The organism is Planococcus halocryophilus (assembly GCF_001687585.2).
GTDB classification, from domain to species: domain Bacteria; phylum Bacillota; class Bacilli; order Bacillales_A; family Planococcaceae; genus Planococcus; species Planococcus halocryophilus.
The window spans coordinates 264,281-286,044 of sequence record NZ_CP016537.2 but is presented as its reverse complement, the minus strand read 5'-3'; the positions used below and the strand labels follow the sequence as shown (position 1 = coordinate 286,044).

Below are 21,764 nucleotides of genomic sequence, written 5' to 3'. Positions count from 1 at the left end.
CCACCTCAAATTATTGATTTGATAAGTATACATCCGTCATTAAATCGTTGCTCATTGGATGTGGTTTATAACCTTCTACATAGTCACTTTGTGCAAGTGGTGGCGTTGTATATGCCAACATCACCCAAGGCGCGTCTTCTTGAAATAATTGTTGTGCTTCCTTATAAAGTTCAGTTCGTTTATCCTGATCAATAGTTTCACGGGCTTCCGTGATCAAAGAAGTAAATTCGTCACTCTTATAGAAGGCAATGTTTTGTGCAGGTACTTCTGCATTCGTTTTACTCAAGTTCGGATATAAGAAGTTATCAGGGTCCGCCATTACACCTGTCCAACCATACATCGCCATACTATGTTTTCCGTTCTTAGTGTCTTCTAGATACGTTGCCCACTCCATCGAAACAATCTCTGCTGTAATGCCAATTTCGGCTAAATCAGATTGGATTGCTTCAGCGATTTTCATCGGTTCAGGTAAATACGGACGTGGATTGCTCATCGTATATAATTCAGTCTCAAAACCATTTTCGAAGCCAGCTTCAGCTAATAGTTTTTTCGCTTCTTCGACATCGTAATCGTATTTTTCCAACTCAGCATTATGACCCCATAACGAAGGAGGTAATGGACTCGTTGCCGGATCTGCTAATCCATTATAAAAAGCATCAACGATTTCTTCTTTATTGATGGCCATGCTAATTGCTTTTCTCACCAATGGATCATCAAATGGTTCTTTTTCCATATTAAAAGCCATGTAACCAATATTGAAGCTTGGACGCTTCTGCAGTTCAAGTCCTTCCGTTTCTTCTACAATATTAGTGTCCCCAGCATTCATCCCGTCTAAAATATCAATTTCTCCGGTTTGTAATGCATTCAAGCGAGCTGCATTTTCAGGGATTACTTGATAGATAAGCTTATCCAAGTAAGGTTTTCCTTCCATCCAATAATTCGGATTTTTTGCTAGTGTAATAGTACTGTTCCGGCTCCACTCCTCAAATTGGAAGGGTCCTGTCCCTACCGGATGCTCATATAATTCCTCACCATATTGCTCAATGGCAGCTGGGCTGGCAATTCCGAACATAGAAATGGCTAAGTAACTAAGAAATGGAGCAGTTTTCCGTTTTAGTTTTATTTCAAGCTCATAATCCCCTGTCGCTTTAACATGTTCGATCAAATGATTTTCGTCTCCTTTAAATCCTCCATAGAGAAATGGATAGTATGGAAAGTCTCCTTGGTGATATGGATTTTCTGGATCCATCCATCGTTCAAAGTTAAAGACAACAGCTTCTGCGTTAAAATCAGTTCCATCATGAAATTTAACGCCCTCGCGTAATTGGAATGTCCAGGTCAAGCCATCTTCGCTAGAACTATACTCTGTAGCCAGTTTCGGTTGTAACTCTAAATTGTCATCGTACTCCAGTAATGTTTCAAAAACATTATGGGTGATTCGGATGGATTCACCATCCGTGACATTGATTGGATCTAAGCCGACTGAGTCAGCCCCACGTCCGTAAATCAATGTGCCACCTTGTTTATCTTCTTCCGTCATTTCTTTCACATTGTTTTCTGAGCTTTCTTCTTTCGTGCTTTCCGAGCAAGCAGTAAGCAATATCAGCAACATTAATAAAAGATACATTGAACGCTGTAAATTTCTTTTCACTCTTTTCCCTCCAATATGTTTTTCGTTAATTTCTTCTACATAACGGAAGTAAATTCCGAAAATAATAGACATTAAGAAGATAATTACAAGTATAATCATGTTAATGTGAAATATCAAATTAATATTCCAAATTTTAAAAATAAATAAATTACTTGGAATTTCCCAATAGAAAACCACCCTACTTGTTTTCCGTAGGGTGGCTCGCAACATTAAAGTTTTCTTACATCCATTTTTTCATCTGTGTTATACGATTGATTGATCACTTTAACTAGTTGTTCGATTTTATTCAATATATCTAATGCCAGTACACCATTTCCTTCTGCGGTTTTCGGGTAGCCAATAGACATGGTTCGCCGAACGAGTTGAGCATATAATTCAGCTTCTGTCAGTTCACGAGCAAATTCTTTTTCGGCAATGTTCTTAATTAATGCTAACGCTCCTGAAACATGAGGTGTCGCCATTGAAGTTCCTGAAAGGCTGGCATACTTGCCACCAGGAAATGTTGAATAGATATCCACTCCCGGAGCTACTAAATCGATTTCATCATTCGTATTGCTGAAATTGGCAATGCGACGATTAAAATCCACAGCCCCTACTTGAATCACTTCTCCGTATGCTCCCGGATAAGCATATTCGTTTGTATCGTATTTATTGTCTCCTTCGTTTCCTGCTGCACACACTACTGGAATTCCTGCATCCACAGCCCGTTTCACTACCGCATGCAATTCTTCTACATCTTCTGGACCACCTAAAGACATGGAAATGACATGGACACGCTCGCCATTTGGCCCTCTCCAATCAATTGCATACTGCATACCGTCGATAATTCCTTGATACTCCCCGCCACCTTCACCGGACAATACCTTTAAAATAAGTAGCTGAGCTTCAGGAGCCACACCTGCTATTCCTCCACTTTCTCTATAAGAAGCAGCAACTGTTCCCGCAACATGTGTCCCATGACCATTGTTATCATCAAAATTCGTCGCATCTCCATTGTAATCAGGTGTGAAGTTTTTGCCATCTACAATTCGACCTTCTAAATCAGGATGATCTGGCTGGCATCCCGTGTCTAGAATCGCAATGATCTTCCCTTTTCCTCTCTCTGCCCACTGCCATACTTCCGGCGCTTGAATCATCCGTACCCCTCTAGGAATTCGTGGTGCCTGATCTGCGATTTCTTCTATTCGGTAAGGAATTAAATTTAACTTCGCCATTTAGTTCACTCCCCTTAATTTCCAGTTTTTTCTTACTTCCCTAATTCGTCGTATCCTTCTCGAATCCTTTATTATTCCATTGAAAAAACCCAATGCTTATTAAGCACCGGGTTTTCCATTTTTTATAATTGTCTAAATCCACCTGTGTTTGCACGGACATTGACCTCTGAATATTTCTTGATATCGAGTTCTTTTGATAGCATCGTACCTACCCATCCACCAATAAATCCAAGCGGTACAGAGAATAACGCCGGGTTGGTTAATGGGAAAATTGGATCTCCTACGAAAATTGCCGCACCCGCCACCGGATTCATCACACTCGGACTTAAGGACACCAGTACTAACGCTGATATCAATCCTGTTAGAATTGCCGATACTGCCCCTGTAGTATTAAATCGTTTCCAGAAAATCGTGTAAAGAATGACTGGTAAATTGGCACTTGCTGCAATACAAAATGCCAGAGATACGAGAAACGCCACATTTAAACTTTGCGCAAAGATAGCCAACAAAATTGAAAACGCAGATACCCCAAGCGATGCATAACGAGCTGCCAACATTTGCTGGCGTTCTGTCGCTTGACCTTTTTTAATAATTTGTCCATAAATATCATGAGCAAAAGCCGAAGCACCAGTCAACACCAGACCCGCTACTACAGCAAGAATCGTCGCAAATGCGACTGCAGAAATAAACGACATTAAAATATCGCCACCTAAGGCTTGCGCCAATAGAGGTGCGGCCATATTCCCAGCAGGGTTTGTTGAAGTGATTAAATCAGACCCAACAAAAGCTGCGGCCCCGAAACCTAGGAAGATGGTCATTACATAGAAAATCCCAACAATCCAAGTTGCCCACATAACTGAGCTTCGTGCTGTTTTCGCATCTTTTACTGTGAAAAAGCGCATCAAGATGTGCGGCAGTCCTGCAGTTCCAAGAACCAAGGCAAGCATGAGTGAAATGGTATCCAATGGCATTTTGTATTTCACTCCAGGACTTAAATACGCTTCTCCATGAGGCGTCGCCGTCTTCATCTGTGTGAACATGTCTAGAATATTAAAATTGAAATTCTTGAGCACTAGGAAAGATAAAATAACTGTACCAACCATCAACAGCACGGCTTTGATAATCTGTACCCAACTTGTCGCTGTCATCCCTCCAAATAATACATAGATAGTCATCATGATACCAACTAGCAACACAGCCCATATGTAATCAATGCCAAACAGCAATTGAATCAATGCTCCTGCTCCAACTAATTGAGCAATCATATAGAATATGACAATTGTGATAGAACTTAATGCCGCTGCTCCACGAACTTTTTTAGCATTAAAACGTGCATTGATCATATCAGCAAGCGTGTATTTCCCTAAATTACGCAATGGTTCAGCAACGATAAAAAGAACCACTAAATAGGCCACAAGATAGCCTATAGAAAATAAGAAACCATCAAATCCAAACAACGCGATAGCTCCGGCAATTCCTAGAAAAGAAGCTGCTGATAAGTAATCTCCTGCAATGGCCAAGCCGTTTTGCCAGCCAGTCAAGCCCCCACCAGCTGTATAAAAGTCACTCGCGGAATTTGTACGTTTTGCTGCAAAATAAGTAATGACAAGGGTGATCCCCACGATAAAAATAAAAATGGATATAACCGTAGCATTCATTTTGTTTCCTCCTCGTCATAATCAAATTCTTTTAACGTAGCTTTAGCCATTGCATCAAACTTTTCTGCTTTTTTCATGTATACGGTTACAAGAATCCATGTCATGGCGAATAAAGAAAAAGCGAATACCCACACCCATGTTATGTCTCCAATGAAAGGCGCGTCCAACCAATTGGTATAGGAAATCACAATATTAAATAAGAGATACAGCCCTAGAAATAATGCCGTCGTCGAGATAAGAAAGGTCTTCTTTTTACGCATCAACTCTCTGAAATTGGATGAGTTCTCGATTTTTTGAAAATCTGGCTCCTTAACCACTGGCCTTTCATGCGTTGCCTCTTTCTCTCCCCTTGCATCCTGCTGTGAGCCATTTTCTGTGATTACTTTCGTCACGTCTTCCACCCCTCGTTTTTAGACTTTTCTGAATCTAAAAATAATTAAAGCACTTTTAATTTTCCACGTCAATCATTATTAGTAAAAAAATGTAAGGATAGTTCTTTTAACTTCATTACATAAAGGTTTTTATAGTAGTTTAGAGAATACAGTAGAGTAGCTTAAAAGCGAGGAGTCGATAAAATGAAGACGTGGATGATTTATGGTGCAAATGGCTATACAGGCGAACTGATTGCTAGAGAAGCTGTGAAGAGAGGATTATCACCTGTACTTGCAGGACGTAATGCAGATAAAATCAGACCCTTAGCCGAGGAACTGTCGCTGGCATTCCAAGCATTTCCGTTAAATGACCATGCAGCAAAACAGTTGAAAGACATAGATTTGGTTCTTCACTGTGCAGGTCCTTTTGACCTGACAAGTAAACCGATGATTCAAGCTTGTCTGCAAGCAAAGACGCATTACTTAGATATTACAGGAGAAATTTCTGTATTCGAATACACTCATTCACAACATGCTCAAGCAGTAGAAAAAGACATTATCCTTTGTTCTGGAGTCGGATTTGATGTTATCCCGACCGATTGCACCGCTTTAAAGTTAAAAGAAGCATTGCCCGATGCGATTGAATTATCTCTTGGTTTCGATTCGGATTCAGGCGTTTCACCAGGTACGTTTAAAACGATGATTCAAGGTATAGGATCAACTAGCATGCATAGAAAAGACGGTGTGCTAGAACCTGTCACACTTGGCAGTCAACACCGAATCATTGATTTTGGGCGAGGTTCACGTTCTGCTATGGGAATTCCTTGGGGTGATGTTTCGACCGCTTACTATACAACTGGTGTACCGACCATTTCCACTTGGATTCCGATGAGCAAACCAAAAATTCAAAGCGCTCGTTTGATGAAAATAGCGAGTCCATTGTTTGCGTCCGATTGGGTAAAAGAAATGTTACAGAAACAAGTAGAAAAACGAGTAAAAGGTCCGAATAACGAATTCCGAGCTAACACGCCTGCTTATATTTGGGGAGAGGCAAGAAATGCGGAGGGCGTTCTGAAAGTCGCTCGCCTTCAAACCGCGAATGTTTACGATTTAACCGTTTATGGCTCACTTGATCTCGTTCGTCGTCTCTTGAGTGAACAAATCGATGGGGGCTATTATACACCCGCTGGACTCTTCGGTTCGAGTTTAGTAGAAAAATTACCAGGATCAGGAGCATTTGAAATCGACACATTTTATCCTCGATAAAAAGCGCCAAATTCGAGTAACTCGAATTTGGCGCATTTCTTAATGATTATGAGTTTCTCATTAATTGCATCCGCTGATTGAACAACGTAGGGTACGACAAGAAACCAAGCATAACACTTGTCACAGCAGCAGTTGTCAGTAGTAAGAACATGATGAGCAATTGAAATTGAACAGCTTGAATCGGGTCTGCCCCCGCAATAATTTGGCCGCTCATCATCCCTGGTAACTGAACGAGTCCTACCGTTTTCTGGCTTTCAATCGTTGGAATCATACTGGCTTTGATCGATGTGATTAGTTGCCGGTGAATCGCCTGTTTAGGCGTTCCTCCGAGCGATAAGATCAATTCGGTTTGATCTTGATGTGATTCTACTTCCGCTGTAAAGCGATTCAAGAACAAGATGGACAAGACCATCGAGTTTCCGATAACCATGCCACTAATCGGGATAATGTATTGCGCCGTCGCTGGTGTAATATTAAAGCCCAGTAAAATACTTTGCGTAAGTACTTCTACAGAGATTAACGTAACCGCCACTTTGGTCGTGATGCCTTGAATCGCTGCTCCTTTTTTCTGCGCGTTATGCGTAGCTGCGACGACCATTAAACCAACCATCATGAAAATATAAAGCAAGCTGTCTGAATCAAAAACGAACTTCAGTACATAACCGACTGCCAATAATTGTACAATCGAACGTAACGTTGCAATGATTGTGTCTTTCTCTAATCCAAGCTTTAAGGTTTTAGATAACACGAGAGGAATCAATACGAAAATTAAAGTAATCGATAACGTCAGGTAGCTCATTCTGCTCCCCCCCTGACAAACCGTTTGACTTTATCATTTACCGGATCTTTAAGCAATTCACTTTCACCTGTTTCAATTACTTCGCCGTCCATCATGACCCATGTATAATCACCAATTTCAAGCGCTTGTTGCAAGTTATGAGTAATCCAAATAATCGTGGTATGGTATTTCCGGTTGATTTTAACTATTAATTCTTCAATTTCTCTTAAAGAAGTGCGATCTAAAGAAGATGTAATTTCATCAAGTAACAAAACTTCCGGTTTGTTGACGAGTGTTCTGGCAATGGAAACTTTTTGACGCTGCCCACCAGACAAATCTTTCACTTTCCGCTCAAGAAGCTCTTTTTCCAATCCGACATCATGCAATAACTCAAGCGCATCGTCTTTCGACAACGAAGCTCCTTGAAGTTCTAGTGGCAGTGTTAAATTTTCATACACGCTGCCTGCAATCATCGGCGCACTTTGAAGTGCGATTCCAACTAAGCGGCGCAACTCAACTGGCTCATAGCTTTCAATCGCGCGATCTTTAATATACACTTCTCCCGATTGTGCGGATAATAGCCCATTGCACAATTTCAGTAAAGTCGTTTTTCCCGCTCCAGATGGACCGACTAACGTGGTAATTTTCCCTTCCGGAAAAGATCCGGTAATGCCTTTTAAAATCGGGTTTTGTCCAAATGAAAAATCCACATGATTAAAATGGATAGCCGGTTTATATTTTACAGACATCCATGTCACTTCCTTTCAGGCAGAAAAACAGCACACGTTTTATGGTGTGCTGCTTGGCTTGCTATTAATCTTCTAGTTTACGCTGTGCAAATTCATCATCCATTTTCAAGAAGTATTCTCCGCCTTCTTCAATGGCTTTTACTCTTGCAATAATATCGCGGAATGATTTTTCTTCTTCCATTTGTTCTTCGATAAACCAATCTAAGAACGATAATGTCGCATGCTCTTCTAATTCACTAGCCAATGTGACCAATGCATAAATATTGCTCGTTACGCTTTTCTCTTGAGCCAATGAATTTTCTAAAACATCCAATGCGCTGTTAAAATGATTTTTCGGTTCAGTTAATGCCTGTAATACTGGCTTTTCATCCATTGTTACTAAATAATGATAAAACTTCATCGCATGGTAATGTTCTTCTTTAGATTGGATTAAATAGAAGTTGGCAAAACCATGGTACCCTTTTTTCGAAAAATACGCTGCCATTGCCGTATACGCATGTGCCGCTTGTAATTCATTATTGAATTGATCGTTTAACGCATTCGTTAGTTTCTCTGATAACATGTTTTATTCCTCCTATTTCTTATTTAGAATTATTATAATGTAGTTAATATAACATAGCCTTGTTAAACAATCAAATCAAATGAGAATAAAGTATTTTAATTGATAATGTATATCACTTATGGAAAGGTTATACCTTTTTCAGACGATAATTATTATCATTTAAAACCTCTCGAGACTAATAACTTATTTTTAGTAACAAGATGTAGTACGATATTATGTAGATAGTCATGTAGGGGGAACTAAAATGACAACCATGAAGCTAGATCCGAAAGTATTTGCGATATTAAAAGAGAAAATTCAAATGATCCAAACTGAAGAAGGCGCCGTGTACTTAGTGGGTCCAATCCGGCTGCCTGTCAATTTATATGAAGAAACTTTTGTATTCAATTGGTATTGCTGGTTGAGCCTTGACGAAGTTACGGAAGATTACGAGAGCATCATCGAAAAACTTAACTCAGCTAACCTTGCTGAATATCAACAATCGAGTGTTCTTGTATATGGAGACTTCGAAAATAATGAAGAAGCGTTAATCCGCATGCACTCTATTTGTCATACAGGTGATATTTTCGGCAGTAAACGTTGTGATTGCGGCTACCAACTAAAACAATCGATGAAGCGAATTACCGACCACGGTACAGGTGCATTGTTTTATTTAGCAAATCACGAAGGGCGCGGCATTGGCCTCTTCAGTAAAGCAATGGCGTATGTTCTACAAGAAAATGGCTATGATACCGTTGAAGCAAATGAACAATTGGGATACGTGGATGACTCCAGAAATTATGGGGACGCGATCGCTGTACTACAAGCACTTCGCACTAAGCCTGTCACGTTAATGACTAATAATCCTAAAAAAGTCGATGCCATCGAAAAAGCGGGATTGCAAATTGCATCCAGAACTGCTCTTTGGGGAGACGCATCCGAATACAATAAAGACTACTTGCAAACAAAAATCGATCGTTCTGGACACCTAAAGGACGAGGAGGATATTTTTCATGTCAAACCATGATTTTTATATGAACCTTGCTTTGACGAATGCGCAAACGTTAAAAGGGCAAACAGATCCTAACCCTCTCGTTGGCTCTGTTATCGTTAATGACAACCGAATTGTTGGCATTGGTACGCATCTAAAAGCAGGTGAACCCCATGCTGAGATTCATGCACTCCGCATGGCGGGTGACATGAGTCGAGGCGCTACTATCTATGTAACACTTGAACCTTGCTCTCATTTCGGTCGTACCGGCCCTTGCGCGCAAGCGATTATCGATGCGGGCATTACAAAAGTGATCGTCGCAACTTTAGACCCCAACCCCATCGTTGCCGGAAATGGGGTACGAATGCTAAAAGAAGCAGGTATTGAAGTAATCGTGGGAGTTCGTGAGGAGGAAGCTATAAAGATCAACGAAGTCTTTAATAAATTCATCGTAACGAAAACTCCTTTTGTGACATTAAAAGCTGCGTCTACACTAGATGGCAAAATCGCCACCCACTCTCTTGATAGCAAATGGATTACAGCAGAAGAAGCACGATTAGATGTTCACTTGATGCGTAGTCAGAACATGGCCATTTTAGTTGGCGTTGGCACTGTTATTGAAGACGATCCTGAATTGACGGCGCGTATTTCGAACGGTCGAAACCCGCTTCGTATTGTACTAGATTCTACATTACGTATTCCGCTTGATTCCAAAATTGTTACAGATGGCATTGTCGATACGTGGATTTTCACCAGTAAAAATTACAATGCCGATAAACGACAGGCATTAGAAAAATTAGGCGTTTCGATATTTGAAACTAGTCATGACACGCAAGTCGATGTCGTCGACGTTGTTCGTACGCTCGGTGAAAAAGGCATTTCTTCACTCTTTATCGAAGGTGGCGGCACGATCAATGCGGCGTTTCTAGAAAACGACTTGATCGATAAAGTGGTATTTTATTTTGCACCTAAACTTGTGGGCGGGACAATGGCACCGACTTTTATTGAAGGAACAGGTGTGGAATGGATGAAAGATGCTATCGATTTGCGTGATGGTGAATTCAGCAAAGTGGGGAAAGACTTTAAATTTACAGGCTATCCTGAAAAGCGAGGCAGCAGCACATGAAATTCGGTTTTGATATAGACGATACATTGATTAATTTGCGGGAATATGCCTTTCATTATTACCAAGAACAATTAGACCAACCAGTAGATATCGCTGTTTTCCACGATTTGAATCGTGTTGAAATACATGAAGCATTCGGTTTAAGTGACGAAGAAGGTAAAAATATGTGGAATCGTTCGTTAGACTTTTTGTATTTCACTAACTGTCCGCTCTATTCTGGTGCACTCGAATTATTAAAGCAGCTCCAGTCAGATGGACACGAAATCTACTATATAACGTCACGCCCAATCGAATACACGGAGAATACATTCAACTGGATGGTTGAAAAAGGCTTTCCTATCGTAAGGGAAAACTTTTTCTGTGGTATGAAAGATTCGGAAAAAGTGGAGATCATTAAAAACTTGCAGTTGGATTATTATTTCGATGACAAGCCAGCTGTCTTAAATACATTAACGGGTGAATCTGTGAACGTAATTGTTAAAGATCAATCGTATAACCGCCATCTCGATTTGCTCCGCGTTGAAAATTGGGATGAGTTGGGCGATTTGATCAATAGTGAAATAAAGTAAATAAATGTAGTAGATGAAACAAAGGAAAAATGCTCTAGGTAGGCATTTCCCTGGGTTCTCTCGACATTAGAAAAAAGGACGGAGAAATTTCTCCGTCCTTTTCTATTCAACTAAATCTTCTTCACTTAAATGACATTCTCCGAAAGCGTCATCTAATGTGTCGTATCTCCCTAAACGATGAACTTTTCCATTTCTCATTTGCATGTACGTGTATATCGTGACATGACCACTTTGGTGTTCCCACGTAGCTTTTTGGACACAAATCACTTCGTCACCTTTCGCGTAGTAGTCTTGTGTTTCCATATGAATGCCTGACTGTTCAATCCACTTCCGCAAAATATCATGACCTTCTGCGACACCTCTTGGTCCGACCAATTCAATATGCGGATCTGAAACTTCAAGTACAGCTTTAATGTTTTTGTCGTTCACTTTTTCAATCCATTGATTTGCAATGTTGATGGTATTCTCCATTTTCTCTTCTCCTTTCCTATAAAATGCACACACGTCTCCACGTAGCTCTATAAAGTCGAAAAAGAAGATAGGAAAAAACCTACCTTCTTTAGTAATTCTCGTTTTTCAATTTTTTAAACGTCTTCACGAATTTATCTGGGTCTGTGTAGATCATATACGTCAGTACACCACGGTGTGTATGAAGGTATAACAATCTAGCTTCTGAAGAAAACGATTTGTAAGAGATATCCCATACATTCGCAACATGAAATTGTGTGCCTGGTGTTATCAACGTATCTCTATATAAGTCAATATTGCGTTCAGTTTCAACGATTTTCATTTCGCCAGCTTCTATGGAACGTTCTGTGTCGATGTACGTGATGGATGACAATAATTTCAAATGATCCACTGGCATTCCTCCTAAGGAGCTTTTAAAGCAGTTTATCGTAGAAAGAGCCGTTTAAGCAAAACATCTGTTTATGTTTGTGTGAAACTACCAGCTTAAAGCTACTTACATAACCAATTAATGTTAAACTATTCTCACAATATATTCGGCATGGGGAGGGATATTATGGAAAGTTGGTTTGGTGCGACATCTACTCATTATTTTACTCTTTTTTCTACGAGCCACTTAATCGTACTCACTATCGCTCTTATCGGAAGTCTTCTTCTTTTTTCGTTTAAAAATAAGTTGAAAGAAACCCAACAAGGGGTCAATTGGTTACGCTGGACATTGTTAACTTTACTCTTAGCATCGGAAATTTCTTATCATTACTGGGCTATCACCAATGACGTTTGGCGCTTTCATAACCAAATGCCTTTTCATCTATGCGGTGTCGCTTCTGTTGTTTCGATAATTGGTTTACTGACTATGCGCCCCTTCTGGATTCAACTGGCCTTCTTTTTGGGAGTACTGCCCGCTTTTTTAGCATTAGTTACTCCAGAATTACCTTATGACTACCAACATTTTCGTTTCTGGAAATTCTTTATTCACCACACCGCTATAACATGGGCCTGTTTGTTTTTAGCTTTAAGCCGTCCTCAAGTTATTACGATGCGTTCTTTTTTTTCTGTTTATAGTTTACTGCTTGTGTACGCCGCCGTGGTCGGCTTTTTTATCAATCCATGGACAGATTCCAATTTCCTCTTTTTAATGCAACGCCCCACAACTACTTCTCCTCTAGATTTTTTTGGAGAAGGTCTGTGGTATTACATTAACCTTTGCTTAACCACTTTCGCGTTATTTTTCATTCAATACTTACTGTTTCGTAAATTCGTTAAGCACTCGTGAATTGACTTAGTAATCCACTAAGTCTAACGCAAGGTAATAGTACATATAAAAAAAGCTTCCGAAATCGGAAGCTTTTACTGTAGACAGAGTCTAACTAAAATAAATAACTGTGTATACTCTCCAACTGGACTGGCCACTTCGCTTTCCGTAGGCTCAGCTTCAGCCTTTTTATCCACTCACTCCAGGATTCGGAGCACCAAGTGGCGACTCCTGCGGAAGAACGGAGTGATGAGACCCCACAGGAGCTTGCGACGAGGAGGCTCAGCGCTTCGTCCGCGGAAAGCGTCCACTGGGTGCGGAGAATCCATATAAATACGAAGGAAAATGTTATTATTCTTTTTTCTACAAGCTGAGCTTCCGATTTCGGAAGCTTTTTTCTCTACGCTTGTTTAACTAATAAGCTTGTTAAAGCATCGATGAAGAATTGGTTTTCTTCTTCTGTCCCAACGGAAACGCGCACGTAATCAGGCAGTCCCCAAATTTTCCCGTGGCGAACAATGACACCTTTAGCCATTAATTGTTTGTACAGGTTTTCACCATCTTCACCAATTTGTACTAACACAAAATTGGCCATACTTTCAATATACGTTAATCCCAGTTCGTCAAAAGCTTTGTATAATTGCTGACGTCCTACTTTATTGGTTTCTTGAGAAGTTTCTACATGCTCAGCATCTCCAATAGCTGCGGTTGCTGCAATTTGTGCTAATGTATTGACGTTAAATGGCTCTTTTACTTTCAAAATCGATTGAACAATCGCCTCAGGAGCGATACCAAAACCAACGCGTACACCCGCAATACCGTAAATTTTCGAGAAAGTTTCCAATGTCACAACTGGGTACCCTGCGTTCACGTATTCCACACCATTTGTGTAATCTGCTGCATCTGCAAAATGATCGTAAGCCGCATCAATCACTACTAATACATCATCAAGTGCGTCTACCAATTTATCCAAATCCGATTTCGGGATATACGTACCCGTCGGATTGTTCGGCGTACAGATGTAGATAATCTTCGTTTTTTCCGTAACCGCAGAAATTAATGCGTCTACATCATACTCAAAGTCTTCTTTAAATTTAACGGGTACAACTGTAGCACCCATAATATGTGCACCGAAATCGTATTCACTAAAAGATGGAGATGGAACAATTACTTCGTCCCCCTCTTCTAGAAAGGCTTCAGAAATCAACGTGATCAATTCATCCGCACCATTTGTTGTAATTACTTGTTTTGGCGTTACTTGGTATTTTTCGGCAATAGCTTTCTTTAATGCGCTAGCATCTGCATCAGGGTAACGGTTTAACCCTGCTAAGCCGTTTTGGATGGCGGCCACTGCTTTAGGAGAAGGTCCTAACGGGTTTTCGTTAGATGCTAGTTTGACGACACGATCCAATCCTAATTCTTTTTGCACTTCCCAAATTGGTTTTCCGGGTGAGTACGGCTGGATTTTCTCTAATGTTTTACGTGCTGTAATTTTGCTTGAGCTTGTCATAGGGATTCCTCCAAAAAGTATAAGTGATGTATTATTATCTATGTATTTTTATAATGATACCATTGTCATAAAGCATTTCAAATCCAATTGGTTTTTGAGCTATCTCATGTATTAATGGGTATAACCACGTCCTACCTCATTATACAGAATTGCAACATTATTTGCACAAGCATATCCAACTATTTGTGCCGGATAAAATAATGTGGTTAACTGTTAAACAGACAGATTGAAAGAGGAGTTTTAATATGATTAAGAAAATGACATTCGCCTTCGCCCCGTTCTTATTACTACTAACGTTGAGCGCATGCACTGATAAAGAAGAAGGTGCATCGACAGAAAAAGAAGAGCCCGAAACAACTGAACAATCAGGTGAGCCAGCTCCTGCAGAATATACGCTTGAACTGCCAGAAAAAGAAGAGGTTGTTGTCATAATAAATGGAGAAGAAATTTTAGGGAAAGTTTATAATAGCGTGGCACGTCAGCTTGAAACTACATTAGCTGTCCAAGGTCAATCGGTTTCCGACGAAGAAAGTGCAGACCTTATGAAAGAACAAGCTATGTCTGTATTAATTGGCAATAAAGTAATTTTGCAAGATGCAGAAGAAAAAGGCTATATAGCTGACGATGAAACAGTTAAAGAACGCTTGGAAGAGTTGAAAGGTCAATTTGAAACAGAAGAAGCAATGAACGCAGCATTAAAAGAAACCGGCTTTACAATAGAAGAAATGGAATTGCAACTACGCGAACAATTGGTGTATGAACAATACGTTGCAGAAGAAATCGAAGTCGCTAAAGTGACCGACGATGAAGTCCAAACAGCTTATGATGGCTTTGTTGAATCTTCTGAAGCAGAAGCTCCGCCTCTAGAAGAAATGGAACCAACAATCCGTCAGTCTCTAGAAGGACAAAAAACACAAGATGCGGTATTCACCCAAATTGAAAAGCTAAAGAAATCAGCTGACATCGAAGTCAAACTATAAACGAAAACATCCTGCTCAAATTGAGCAGGATGTTTTTTTACGCTAGTTTTTCTGAACAGTAAGCAAGGATTTCTTCTTCTTCCTCGTCTTCAAGTCCAAATTCAAGCGCACTTCTTGTTTGTTTATCGATAAGGTTATAATGTGCGATACGGGCTCCAGCTTCTTCTGCAGCGATAATGACGCGTATTTCTAAGCCGCCTTCCGTATATAATTCATCTTCTTCATCCACTTCAACGTTTAACAAGAATTCATAGCGATCGCCCACCATGATACCTGTTGGGTCATTAATTTTGTGAAACACGTAATCTGTAATTTGCATTGTAACACCTCCGTTCTTCTATTCTAGCTTGTCTACACCTTTTTGGACAGTTCCACGACAAAATAAAACGTTTATTACACTCTTAATCGGGAACATAAAGAAAGTAAAGACAATTAAAGGAGTGGAATCGAATGAACGTATTAGTTATTGGAGCAAACGGTCAAGTCGGCCGCAACATTGTCAAAGAGTTAGCTGAAACAAACCACAAAGCAACGGCAATGGTTCGCAAAGAAGAACAAATAGATCAACTAAAAGAACTCGGTGCTACTAATGTAGTGTTAGGCGATTTGGAAAAAGATTTTAGCGATGCTTTTGAAGGCATAGATGCTGTTATTTTCGCAGCAGGATCTGGCCCCAAAACAGGCGCTGATAAAACATTAACCATTGATTTATGGGGCTCAGTAAAAGCCGCACAATATGCACAAGAAAAAGGTGTAAAACGCTTTGTACAACTAGGATCGGTTGGATCAGACAATCCGGATGCCGGCGGTGAAGCGATGAAGCCGTATCTTGTCGCTAAACGCACAGCGGATGATTTATTGAAAACAACCAATTTAGATTATACAATTGTCCGCCCAGGTGCACTTTCAGATGAAGAAAAGTCTGGCAAAATTGAAGTGTCTCTCGACGGCTTTAGTTCATTAGAAGGCAGATCCATTCCAAGAGCAGATGTGGCACATGTACTAGTCGATGTACTAGATCGTAACAACACTTACCATAAAGTATTTGAAGTGCTTCAAGGCGATCAGCCAGCCAGCGACCAATTAAATTCCTTATAAGAAAGACTGGAATCTACAGTAAAAAAGAGCGAATGGATTTTCGCTCTTTTTTGTGTTAAAATAGGCAATACGATAACTAGAGGACGTGATAAGCATGATTAATATTCAACCACCAAAAGCTGATGTGACGATTACACAGCGCAAGCAAGAAATTATAGGTGACGAAGCTGTCATTAAACCATTATTCGGCTTTATCGATTTGTACGATATTCCACGCGATAAAGGCGGCATTATTCAATTTTTCAACCATAGTGGCGAGCTATTGTTTGTCGGGAAAGCCCGCAAACTACGTCAACGTGTGAAAAAGCATTTTGAAGATTCAGTATCACCATTGAAAAATCACCGTGAAGAAGTTTACCGTATTACGGTTTCTTTCGTTGAAGATCCAATGGAGCGCGAAATTTACGAAACGTATTTAATCAACGCTCATAAAGCTAGATACAACGTAGACAAAGTGTTTTATAAAGACCAAGAATAGTAAAAAAAGGAAGCCCGCGGGCTTCCTTTTTTTTATTGGTTGAAAAGTTATTCCTTACATCCATTTCGCTTCAGGCGGACGCGTTCCACGGGCACGGCTTCTGCCGCTTCCTTCGCTTCGCTCAGTTCAGTGGCTCCAGCTCGTGCTGCTACCGTTGGAGTCGCCGCCTTCCGCTACATTCAATAAATTTTGAAAAAGCAGCCAGTCATAAAGCCCATACTTGAAAATTTCTAGATATATTGAAAAATTTCCAAGGCTCTTTTTTATTGCTTTTTAATCTCAGTAGGATCAACAAGCCACTTTTCAAAATAATGATGGCTATGTCCTTCTGGGTGATCGTTCACTCGACCAAATTCTGCGAAACCTTGCTTCTTATAAAATTCAGGTGCTTGAAAACTGAAGGTATCAACAATCATCACTCTGTACTTTTTACTGCGTGCATAAACTTCGACTTGAGCCATTAGCTTTTCCGCTACGCGCTGACCTCTAATTGAAGGCTCTACCCATAAAAAATCGATATGTAAGCTTTTCCAGAAACTTGTAGTCGTTAAGCCCCCTACAACCTCCCCTTCTTCATTGCGCACAATAAAATTCATTTGCTCAATTGGAGATTCTACTTCTGCAGCTAAATTAGCCATGTTGTGTTCAATCACTTTTTTTCGTATAAACTCACGGTCTTCTGACGCATTTTGTTGAATAATTTCCACGAAGTTATTCCCCCTTTGTTAAACTCATTTTATTTTCTCATTTTCTACAGCTTTTGTGCATCTTCTATTAATAATCATGTTTTAATTCTCTTTTCAAAAGGAATAGTAAAGTACCAACTATGTTTTTTTGGAGGAAATAATATGGCTACAACAACAAAAGAAAGTTTATCCGCTCACAGCCAAAGTGAATACGATCCGCTCCGACGGGTTTTGTTATGTCCCCCTCGTTTTATGGAAATAAAAGATGTCATCAATGATGTTCAAAAAAGATACAAAGATGAAAATATTGATGTAGACAAAGCACTCCATCAACACAGTACATTTGTTCAAGCATTAATCGAAAATGGCGTTCACACAGATTTGATTGAGCCAACGGAGAAGTATCCTGAACAAGTTTTCACACGTGACATCGGCTTTACCATTGGTGATACGGTATTCATAAGTGAAATGGCTTCTGATATTCGCCAAGGTGAAGAACAAGAGCTTGAAAAGTGGATGGAAACTCATCACGTTAACTTCAAACGATTAGCGGGTCACAGAATTGAAGGCGGCGACGTCATCATTGACCGAGATACGGTCTTTATTGGGGTTAGTAGTCGAACTTCTAAAAAAGCCATTCAAAAACTGCAAGCCGAACTACGCGATTTCGAAATCGTTCCCATTTCTTTTAATGAAAAATACTTACACTTGGATTGCGTCTTTAATATCTTGTCTCCAACTGAAGCGCTAATTTTCCCGGAAGCACTCGATGCAGCTACGGTTCGCATGCTCGCTGAACGTTATACGTTAATACGCGTTAATGAAAAAGAACAGTTTGCATTGGGTACGAATGTACTATCAATTGGGGATCGAAAAGTGTTCAGTCAACCGCAAAACGTGCAGGTGAACAAGCATTTGACTGCTCGCGGTTTTCACGTCATTGAAGTCGATTATTCTGAAATTATTAAATCCGGCGGCGCTTTTCGTTGCTGCACAATGCCATTAATTCGTTCTTAAAAAATAATACCCCTTAAGCCGTTTAGGCTTAAGGGGTATTTATGTTCTATCGCTGATTCGTCGCTTCTTGACGACTTTGTACAATAAATTCTTTCATCAATTCGACTCCGTCTGGCGTACCGATGGATTCCGGGTGAAATTGAATTCCGTATACCGGGTATTCCTTGTGTTTTACGGCCATAATGGTATCGTCATCGAGTGCTTTTGATTGGACTTCTAAACAACTAGCCAATGTTTCCGGCTCTAACACAAGTGAATGGTAGCGCATGACTGGTAGTGGCAACGGCATATTTTTAAACAATCCTTGTTGACTATGCGATACATCCGATACTTTGCCATGGCGGATAAACGGTGCTTCAACAACGTTCCCGCCAAAAGCAGCTCCAATTAATTGTTGACCCAGACAAATCCCCAAAATTGGAACAGACGTGTACAATTCTTGAATTAGCTCAATCGATTCGGGCAATTCTCGCGGGTGGCCAGGCCCTGGCGATAGAATAATTGCTTGAGGATTTTTTCCTTTAATTTCATCGAGTGTTAAAACACCATAACGCACTACTTCCACTTCGACGTCCATTGCAGCGACAGCTTGATAAATATTATACGTAAACGAGTCATAGTGATCGATTAATAAAATCATCCGAACACCTCCGTAAGTGAACGCGCTTTGTGAAGAGTTTCCTCATATTCTGCTTGCGGGTCTGAGTCAAACACAATGCCTGCTCCTGCTTGAACATGAACCATTTCATCTTTAACGACAAAGGTCCGAATGGCGAGTGCCACATCAAGATTTCCATTAAACCCTAAATAACCGATAGCCCCACCGTAAACACCTCTGCGCTCTTCTTCAAACTCCTGTATCAATTGCATGGCGCGAACTTTAGGAGCTCCTGAAACCGTGCCAGCAGGTAAACACGATACCAATGCATCGAGTGGGTGCATCTTCGGGTCGAGTTCTCCTGTTACTTCTGACACCAGGTGCATCACATGTTGATATTTCTCAATGACCATATACTTTGGTACGTCTACCGTTCCAATTTGCGCGACGCGCCCTACATCGTTACGGCTGAGATCTACAAGCATTTTATGCTCAGCTTGTTCTTTCTCATCGCCAGCCAGCTCTTCTGCTAAACGATTGTCTTCACTATCCGTTTTTCCACGTTTACGTGTGCCGGCAATCGGATTTGTAATCATATGACTATCACGTATCGTCAAGAGGCTTTCTGGTGAAGCTCCGACCACTGCATATCCATCGAAATCAATGAAAAATTGATAAGGCGATGGATTTTGCTTACGCAATTTACGGTACAGTGTAAAAGCATCTCCTTTGTAACTGGCAGACAAGCGCTGCGACAATACCAATTGAAAAACATCACCTTTACGGATGTGATCTTTTGCTTGCTCTACTTGGTTGCGGAAAAAAGCATCGCTCGTTTTGGAATAGAATTGCAGTGATTGTTGGTCTGTTGTCTCCGAATTTTCAGGAACAGCTAATTGCTGCTCAATTTCATCTAACTTATCTTCAAACGATAAAATGGTCACATCATTTTTTACGTGATCAAATACTACAATCGTCTCGTAAATCTGCAGATGGATATCCGGCATTTGAAGACTGTCTTTTTTTGGCGCTTTAATTGGTTCATAAACTTGAATCGCATCATACCCAATATAGCCAAGAGCTCCACCTGTAAAAGGAAGCCCCTCTACTTCCGCGTCATAACGCGGCATTAATTTCTTGATAAGTTCCAACGGTTTTCCTTCATGTATGTTTTCGGTACCTGTCTGAAAATCAACTTCTCGTAATTGTTGGCCCTGTCCGATATAACCGACCGTCGGGTTTGCTCCAATAAAAGAATAACGACCTGTCATACTGGTCTTTAATGAACTTTCAAGCAAGCATTTGCGTTCTCCTGTTAATCGATTAAACACAGCAATGGGTGTTAACGAATCCCCATCAATTTTTCTCGTCTTCATTTCTTTACTCATCTCAACTCATCTCCATTTCTGAAAAACGCCGTTAGTCTTGCATTTTTCCTACCTGTTAAAAACAAAAAAGTCCCCTGCAAGAAACAGAATTGTTCCTTGCAGAGGACGGATTAACCGTGGTACCACCTCATGTTAAAGCTGTTACAGCTTTCACTCTATCCCCGATAACGTAGGGAAACGGACTCTTCTACTGCTTGTTCAAAGAATCACTCATAAGCCCATTCACTCAGACACCCCACCAGTTTCCACCTGCCACTGGCTCTCTTTGAGAGGTTGATCTGTGCTACTTTTCTTATTCATCGATTTAGCTCTACTATACTCTTCTCAACTAGAATTCGGCGATGTCGCTCCCGACACCTTCTACCGCAATCCGTACAAAAAGGTTGTGCTCATCTTATTAAATCCAAGCAGGTTTGTCAACTGTAAGCTAATTAATAATAGATAATTCCGTCTACAAACGCCAAAAAGGACGACCCCATAGAGCCGTCCCGTTTCATCACCATAACAGTGGCTTATCTACCATAAACCACATCATCAGTACTAATAAAAAGATATAAATCCATAAAGAGCGATTTAACTTTTTAACCAATGTTAAATGATTAAATTTCTCGTCATTAAACTTACGAAGGGTTGGTGTAAATGCACGTGCTAAGAAAAACACGGAAGCCACCATAACTCCTATAGTGCCTAGTATCCACGAAGTTCCCCATCCCCACGGGCCTTGCCAAATCAACAAAACACCCGTTGTTACTAATACATGCCCCGCATGTTTTACAAGGCGTGTTGCCGATTTAAACGTAATAATATGTGCCAGAAGAACATCGCCGGAGGCAGTCTCCATTCGCTTAACTAAAGGAAGAAGCACAAAGAACGGTCCAATCGATAAAACCGCACTTAAGATATGAGCAAACAAAATGAGTGTGTACATCTCGTGCTTACTCTTCCGTTAAATGAAATTCGTGAACCCAGACAGTCATCTGTGGCAACCAAGGCATACCCGCATGAGTAGACAATATCGCTTGTTTGTATTCCTCAACAGTCGCATACCCTTCTCCTGCTACGATTTCATCCGTTAACTCCCCAAGTGTTTGTTGGTATACACGGTCTACTAAGAATTTCTTATCTTCAAGTACCATAATTTCTCCAACATCTGCATAGCGGCCATTTCGACGTGTTGCTATTTTCTTACCGAGCAATACTTTTTCTACGTCTTGTTTATTCGTTACAAGTCTTTCAATGCTACATGTTTTTGGCGCCAATTGCGCCGCATTATTTTCAGTCATTTGTGTTCCACCTCTCGTTAGTTCCTAATTCAGTATAGCCTTTTCTACATGCTAATTCATCCCATAAAAAAATCGCTCTGTTTTGACAGAGC

Annotated in this window: 25 protein-coding genes and 1 other annotated feature; of the genes, 9 read left to right on the top strand and 16 right to left on the bottom strand. The window is 40.4% G+C overall.

What is annotated here, in order from left to right:
* Positions 1–10: 10 nt before the first annotated feature.
* The 4 genes from BBI08_RS01545 to BBI08_RS01530 all read right to left on the bottom strand — a co-directional run bounded on the left by BBI08_RS01545 (position 11) and on the right by BBI08_RS01530 (position 4,915).
* Positions 11–1,627 (bottom strand): ABC transporter substrate-binding protein, encoded by a 1,617-nt coding sequence (locus BBI08_RS01545; RefSeq protein WP_040850409.1) that lies wholly within the window; start codon positions 1,625–1,627, stop codon positions 11–13.
* Between the two features lie 233 nt (positions 1,628–1,860).
* Positions 1,861–2,865, bottom strand: a complete 1,005-nt coding sequence (locus BBI08_RS01540) for a S8 family peptidase (protein WP_008496312.1) — start codon at positions 2,863–2,865, stop codon at positions 1,861–1,863.
* Positions 2,866–2,987: 122 nt separating this feature from the next.
* On the bottom strand, positions 2,988–4,523 hold the full coding sequence (locus BBI08_RS01535; RefSeq protein ID WP_008496311.1) for a solute symporter family protein: 1,536 nt from the start codon (positions 4,521–4,523) through the stop codon (positions 2,988–2,990).
* Complete coding sequence (locus BBI08_RS01530; protein WP_051041660.1) at positions 4,520–4,915, bottom strand: DUF485 domain-containing protein; 396 nt, start codon at positions 4,913–4,915, stop codon at positions 4,520–4,522. The genes BBI08_RS01535 and BBI08_RS01530 overlap by 4 nt, the downstream gene beginning before the upstream one ends.
* Before the next feature lie 183 nt (positions 4,916–5,098).
* Here BBI08_RS01530 and BBI08_RS01525 point away from each other — a divergent pair, with 183 nt between their 5' ends.
* Entirely contained in the window at positions 5,099–6,160 is a 1,062-nt protein-coding gene (locus tag BBI08_RS01525) for a saccharopine dehydrogenase family protein (RefSeq protein WP_008496308.1), read from the top strand.
* A gap of 46 nt (positions 6,161–6,206) precedes the next feature.
* On the opposite strand, the gene BBI08_RS01520 is transcribed toward BBI08_RS01525, so the two are convergent.
* From BBI08_RS01520 to BBI08_RS01510, 3 genes are all read right to left on the bottom strand, one after another.
* Positions 6,207–6,959, bottom strand: a complete 753-nt coding sequence (locus tag BBI08_RS01520; protein ID WP_008496307.1) for an ABC transporter permease — start codon at positions 6,957–6,959, stop codon at positions 6,207–6,209.
* Entirely contained in the window at positions 6,956–7,687 is a 732-nt protein-coding gene (locus BBI08_RS01515; protein ID WP_008496306.1) for an ABC transporter ATP-binding protein, read from the bottom strand. Before BBI08_RS01515 ends, BBI08_RS01520 begins: the two co-directional genes overlap by 4 nt.
* Positions 7,688–7,751: 64 nt before the next feature.
* The gene (locus tag BBI08_RS01510; protein WP_008496305.1) at positions 7,752–8,249 is read right to left on the bottom strand and encodes a ferritin; all 498 of its coding nucleotides are present in this window, start codon (positions 8,247–8,249) and stop codon (positions 7,752–7,754) included.
* Between the two features lie 244 nt (positions 8,250–8,493).
* On the opposite strand from BBI08_RS01510, the gene BBI08_RS01505 reads away from it, so the two are divergent.
* Genes BBI08_RS01505 through BBI08_RS01495 form a run of 3 tightly spaced genes read left to right on the top strand, consistent with a single transcriptional unit; the run spans position 8,494 to position 10,914 of the window.
* The gene (locus BBI08_RS01505) at positions 8,494–9,255 is read left to right on the top strand and encodes a GTP cyclohydrolase II (protein WP_008496304.1); all 762 of its coding nucleotides are present in this window, start codon (positions 8,494–8,496) and stop codon (positions 9,253–9,255) included.
* Positions 9,242–10,345 (top strand): bifunctional diaminohydroxyphosphoribosylaminopyrimidine deaminase/5-amino-6-(5-phosphoribosylamino)uracil reductase RibD, encoded by a 1,104-nt coding sequence (ribD, locus tag BBI08_RS01500; RefSeq protein ID WP_008496303.1) that lies wholly within the window; start codon positions 9,242–9,244, stop codon positions 10,343–10,345. Before BBI08_RS01505 ends, ribD begins: the two co-directional genes overlap by 14 nt.
* Positions 10,342–10,914 carry a 5' nucleotidase, NT5C type gene (locus BBI08_RS01495; protein ID WP_008496302.1) on the top strand — a complete coding sequence of 191 codons (573 nt, stop codon included), beginning with the start codon at positions 10,342–10,344 and terminating at the stop codon, positions 10,912–10,914. Before ribD ends, BBI08_RS01495 begins: the two co-directional genes overlap by 4 nt.
* 102 nt (positions 10,915–11,016) lie before the next feature.
* Here the strand turns inward: BBI08_RS01495 and BBI08_RS01490 are convergent, their stop codons facing one another.
* Positions 11,017–11,385 (bottom strand): nuclear transport factor 2 family protein, encoded by a 369-nt coding sequence (locus BBI08_RS01490; protein ID WP_008496301.1) that lies wholly within the window; start codon positions 11,383–11,385, stop codon positions 11,017–11,019.
* Positions 11,386–11,473: 88 nt separating this feature from the next.
* On the bottom strand, positions 11,474–11,779 hold the full coding sequence (locus tag BBI08_RS01485; RefSeq protein WP_236610112.1) for a hypothetical protein: 306 nt from the start codon (positions 11,777–11,779) through the stop codon (positions 11,474–11,476).
* A 156-nt stretch (positions 11,780–11,935) separates the two neighbouring features.
* Here BBI08_RS01485 and BBI08_RS01480 point away from each other — a divergent pair, with 156 nt between their 5' ends.
* The gene (locus BBI08_RS01480; RefSeq protein WP_065528417.1) at positions 11,936–12,655 is read left to right on the top strand and encodes a YwaF family protein; all 720 of its coding nucleotides are present in this window, start codon (positions 11,936–11,938) and stop codon (positions 12,653–12,655) included.
* A 379-nt stretch (positions 12,656–13,034) separates the two neighbouring features.
* Here the strand turns inward: BBI08_RS01480 and hisC are convergent, their stop codons facing one another.
* Complete coding sequence (gene hisC, locus BBI08_RS01475) at positions 13,035–14,144, bottom strand: histidinol-phosphate transaminase (protein ID WP_008496298.1); 1,110 nt, start codon at positions 14,142–14,144, stop codon at positions 13,035–13,037.
* Between the two features lie 245 nt (positions 14,145–14,389).
* Here hisC and BBI08_RS01470 point away from each other — a divergent pair, with 245 nt between their 5' ends.
* Complete coding sequence (locus tag BBI08_RS01470; RefSeq protein WP_008496297.1) at positions 14,390–15,124, top strand: SurA N-terminal domain-containing protein; 735 nt, start codon at positions 14,390–14,392, stop codon at positions 15,122–15,124.
* Between the two features lie 37 nt (positions 15,125–15,161).
* On the opposite strand, the gene BBI08_RS01465 is transcribed toward BBI08_RS01470, so the two are convergent.
* Positions 15,162–15,443, bottom strand: coding sequence for a DUF6509 family protein (locus BBI08_RS01465; protein WP_008496295.1), 282 nt, complete (start codon positions 15,441–15,443; stop codon positions 15,162–15,164).
* A 131-nt stretch (positions 15,444–15,574) separates the two neighbouring features.
* Here BBI08_RS01465 and BBI08_RS01460 point away from each other — a divergent pair, with 131 nt between their 5' ends.
* Together BBI08_RS01460 and BBI08_RS01455 are read left to right on the top strand one after the other, a co-directional pair.
* Positions 15,575–16,222 carry an SDR family oxidoreductase gene (locus tag BBI08_RS01460; protein ID WP_008496294.1) on the top strand — a complete coding sequence of 216 codons (648 nt, stop codon included), beginning with the start codon at positions 15,575–15,577 and terminating at the stop codon, positions 16,220–16,222.
* Between the two features lie 94 nt (positions 16,223–16,316).
* On the top strand, positions 16,317–16,700 hold the full coding sequence (locus BBI08_RS01455; protein WP_008496293.1) for a nucleotide excision repair endonuclease: 384 nt from the start codon (positions 16,317–16,319) through the stop codon (positions 16,698–16,700).
* A gap of 263 nt (positions 16,701–16,963) precedes the next feature.
* Here the strand turns inward: BBI08_RS01455 and BBI08_RS01450 are convergent, their stop codons facing one another.
* Positions 16,964–17,407 (bottom strand): GNAT family N-acetyltransferase, encoded by a 444-nt coding sequence (locus tag BBI08_RS01450; protein WP_008496292.1) that lies wholly within the window; start codon positions 17,405–17,407, stop codon positions 16,964–16,966.
* 141 nt (positions 17,408–17,548) lie between these two features.
* Here BBI08_RS01450 and BBI08_RS01445 point away from each other — a divergent pair, with 141 nt between their 5' ends.
* A complete protein-coding gene (locus tag BBI08_RS01445) occupies positions 17,549–18,403 on the top strand; it encodes a dimethylarginine dimethylaminohydrolase family protein (protein WP_008496291.1) in 855 nt (284 codons plus the stop codon).
* Between the two features lie 46 nt (positions 18,404–18,449).
* Here the strand turns inward: BBI08_RS01445 and BBI08_RS01440 are convergent, their stop codons facing one another.
* The 4 genes from BBI08_RS01440 to BBI08_RS01425 form a co-directional block, all read right to left on the bottom strand.
* Positions 18,450–19,043, bottom strand: coding sequence for an anthranilate synthase component II (locus BBI08_RS01440; protein WP_065528416.1), 594 nt, complete (start codon positions 19,041–19,043; stop codon positions 18,450–18,452).
* Positions 19,040–20,389 (bottom strand): anthranilate synthase component I, encoded by a 1,350-nt coding sequence (gene trpE, locus BBI08_RS01435; RefSeq protein ID WP_008496290.1) that lies wholly within the window; start codon positions 20,387–20,389, stop codon positions 19,040–19,042. The genes BBI08_RS01440 and trpE overlap by 4 nt, the downstream gene beginning before the upstream one ends.
* A gap of 98 nt (positions 20,390–20,487) precedes the next feature.
* Positions 20,488–20,698: a binding site (T-box leader), on the bottom strand.
* 187 nt (positions 20,699–20,885) lie between these two features.
* A complete protein-coding gene (locus BBI08_RS01430; protein ID WP_008496289.1) occupies positions 20,886–21,317 on the bottom strand; it encodes a hypothetical protein in 432 nt (143 codons plus the stop codon).
* 7 nt (positions 21,318–21,324) lie between these two features.
* A complete protein-coding gene (locus BBI08_RS01425; RefSeq protein ID WP_008496288.1) occupies positions 21,325–21,672 on the bottom strand; it encodes an ASCH domain-containing protein in 348 nt (115 codons plus the stop codon).
* Positions 21,673–21,764 lie beyond the last annotated feature (92 nt).

Excerpts from the sequence above, each read along its gene's own strand:
- BBI08_RS01425 (WP_008496288.1), bottom strand. The coding sequence starts at position 21,672 with ATGACTGAAAATAATGCGGCGCAATTGGCGCCAAAAACATGTAGCATT.
- BBI08_RS01535 (WP_008496311.1), bottom strand. The coding sequence starts at position 4,523 with ATGAATGCTACGGTTATATCCATTTTTATTTTTATCGTGGGGATCACC.
- BBI08_RS01460 (WP_008496294.1), top strand. The coding sequence starts at position 15,575 with ATGAACGTATTAGTTATTGGAGCAAACGGTCAAGTCGGCCGCAACATT.
- BBI08_RS01470 (WP_008496297.1), top strand. The coding sequence starts at position 14,390 with ATGATTAAGAAAATGACATTCGCCTTCGCCCCGTTCTTATTACTACTA.
- BBI08_RS01505 (WP_008496304.1), top strand. The coding sequence starts at position 8,494 with ATGACAACCATGAAGCTAGATCCGAAAGTATTTGCGATATTAAAAGAG.
- BBI08_RS01520 (WP_008496307.1), bottom strand. The coding sequence starts at position 6,959 with ATGAGCTACCTGACGTTATCGATTACTTTAATTTTCGTATTGATTCCT.
- BBI08_RS01445 (WP_008496291.1), top strand. The coding sequence starts at position 17,549 with ATGGCTACAACAACAAAAGAAAGTTTATCCGCTCACAGCCAAAGTGAA.
- BBI08_RS01510 (WP_008496305.1), bottom strand. The coding sequence starts at position 8,249 with ATGTTATCAGAGAAACTAACGAATGCGTTAAACGATCAATTCAATAAT.
- BBI08_RS01490 (WP_008496301.1), bottom strand. The coding sequence starts at position 11,385 with ATGGAGAATACCATCAACATTGCAAATCAATGGATTGAAAAAGTGAAC.
- ribD (WP_008496303.1), top strand. The coding sequence starts at position 9,242 with ATGTCAAACCATGATTTTTATATGAACCTTGCTTTGACGAATGCGCAA.
- BBI08_RS01430 (WP_008496289.1), bottom strand. The coding sequence starts at position 21,317 with ATGTACACACTCATTTTGTTTGCTCATATCTTAAGTGCGGTTTTATCG.
- BBI08_RS01540 (WP_008496312.1), bottom strand. The coding sequence starts at position 2,865 with ATGGCGAAGTTAAATTTAATTCCTTACCGAATAGAAGAAATCGCAGAT.
- BBI08_RS01515 (WP_008496306.1), bottom strand. The coding sequence starts at position 7,687 with ATGTCTGTAAAATATAAACCGGCTATCCATTTTAATCATGTGGATTTT.
- hisC (WP_008496298.1), bottom strand. The coding sequence starts at position 14,144 with ATGACAAGCTCAAGCAAAATTACAGCACGTAAAACATTAGAGAAAATC.
- BBI08_RS01485 (WP_236610112.1), bottom strand. The coding sequence starts at position 11,779 with ATGCCAGTGGATCATTTGAAATTATTGTCATCCATCACGTACATCGAC.
- BBI08_RS01480 (WP_065528417.1), top strand. The coding sequence starts at position 11,936 with ATGGAAAGTTGGTTTGGTGCGACATCTACTCATTATTTTACTCTTTTT.
- BBI08_RS01465 (WP_008496295.1), bottom strand. The coding sequence starts at position 15,443 with ATGCAAATTACAGATTACGTGTTTCACAAAATTAATGACCCAACAGGT.
- BBI08_RS01545 (WP_040850409.1), bottom strand. The coding sequence starts at position 1,627 with ATGTATCTTTTATTAATGTTGCTGATATTGCTTACTGCTTGCTCGGAA.
- BBI08_RS01440 (WP_065528416.1), bottom strand. The coding sequence starts at position 19,043 with ATGATTTTATTAATCGATCACTATGACTCGTTTACGTATAATATTTAT.
- trpE (WP_008496290.1), bottom strand. The coding sequence starts at position 20,389 with ATGAGTAAAGAAATGAAGACGAGAAAAATTGATGGGGATTCGTTAACA.
- BBI08_RS01495 (WP_008496302.1), top strand. The coding sequence starts at position 10,342 with ATGAAATTCGGTTTTGATATAGACGATACATTGATTAATTTGCGGGAA.
- BBI08_RS01455 (WP_008496293.1), top strand. The coding sequence starts at position 16,317 with ATGATTAATATTCAACCACCAAAAGCTGATGTGACGATTACACAGCGC.
- BBI08_RS01525 (WP_008496308.1), top strand. The coding sequence starts at position 5,099 with ATGAAGACGTGGATGATTTATGGTGCAAATGGCTATACAGGCGAACTG.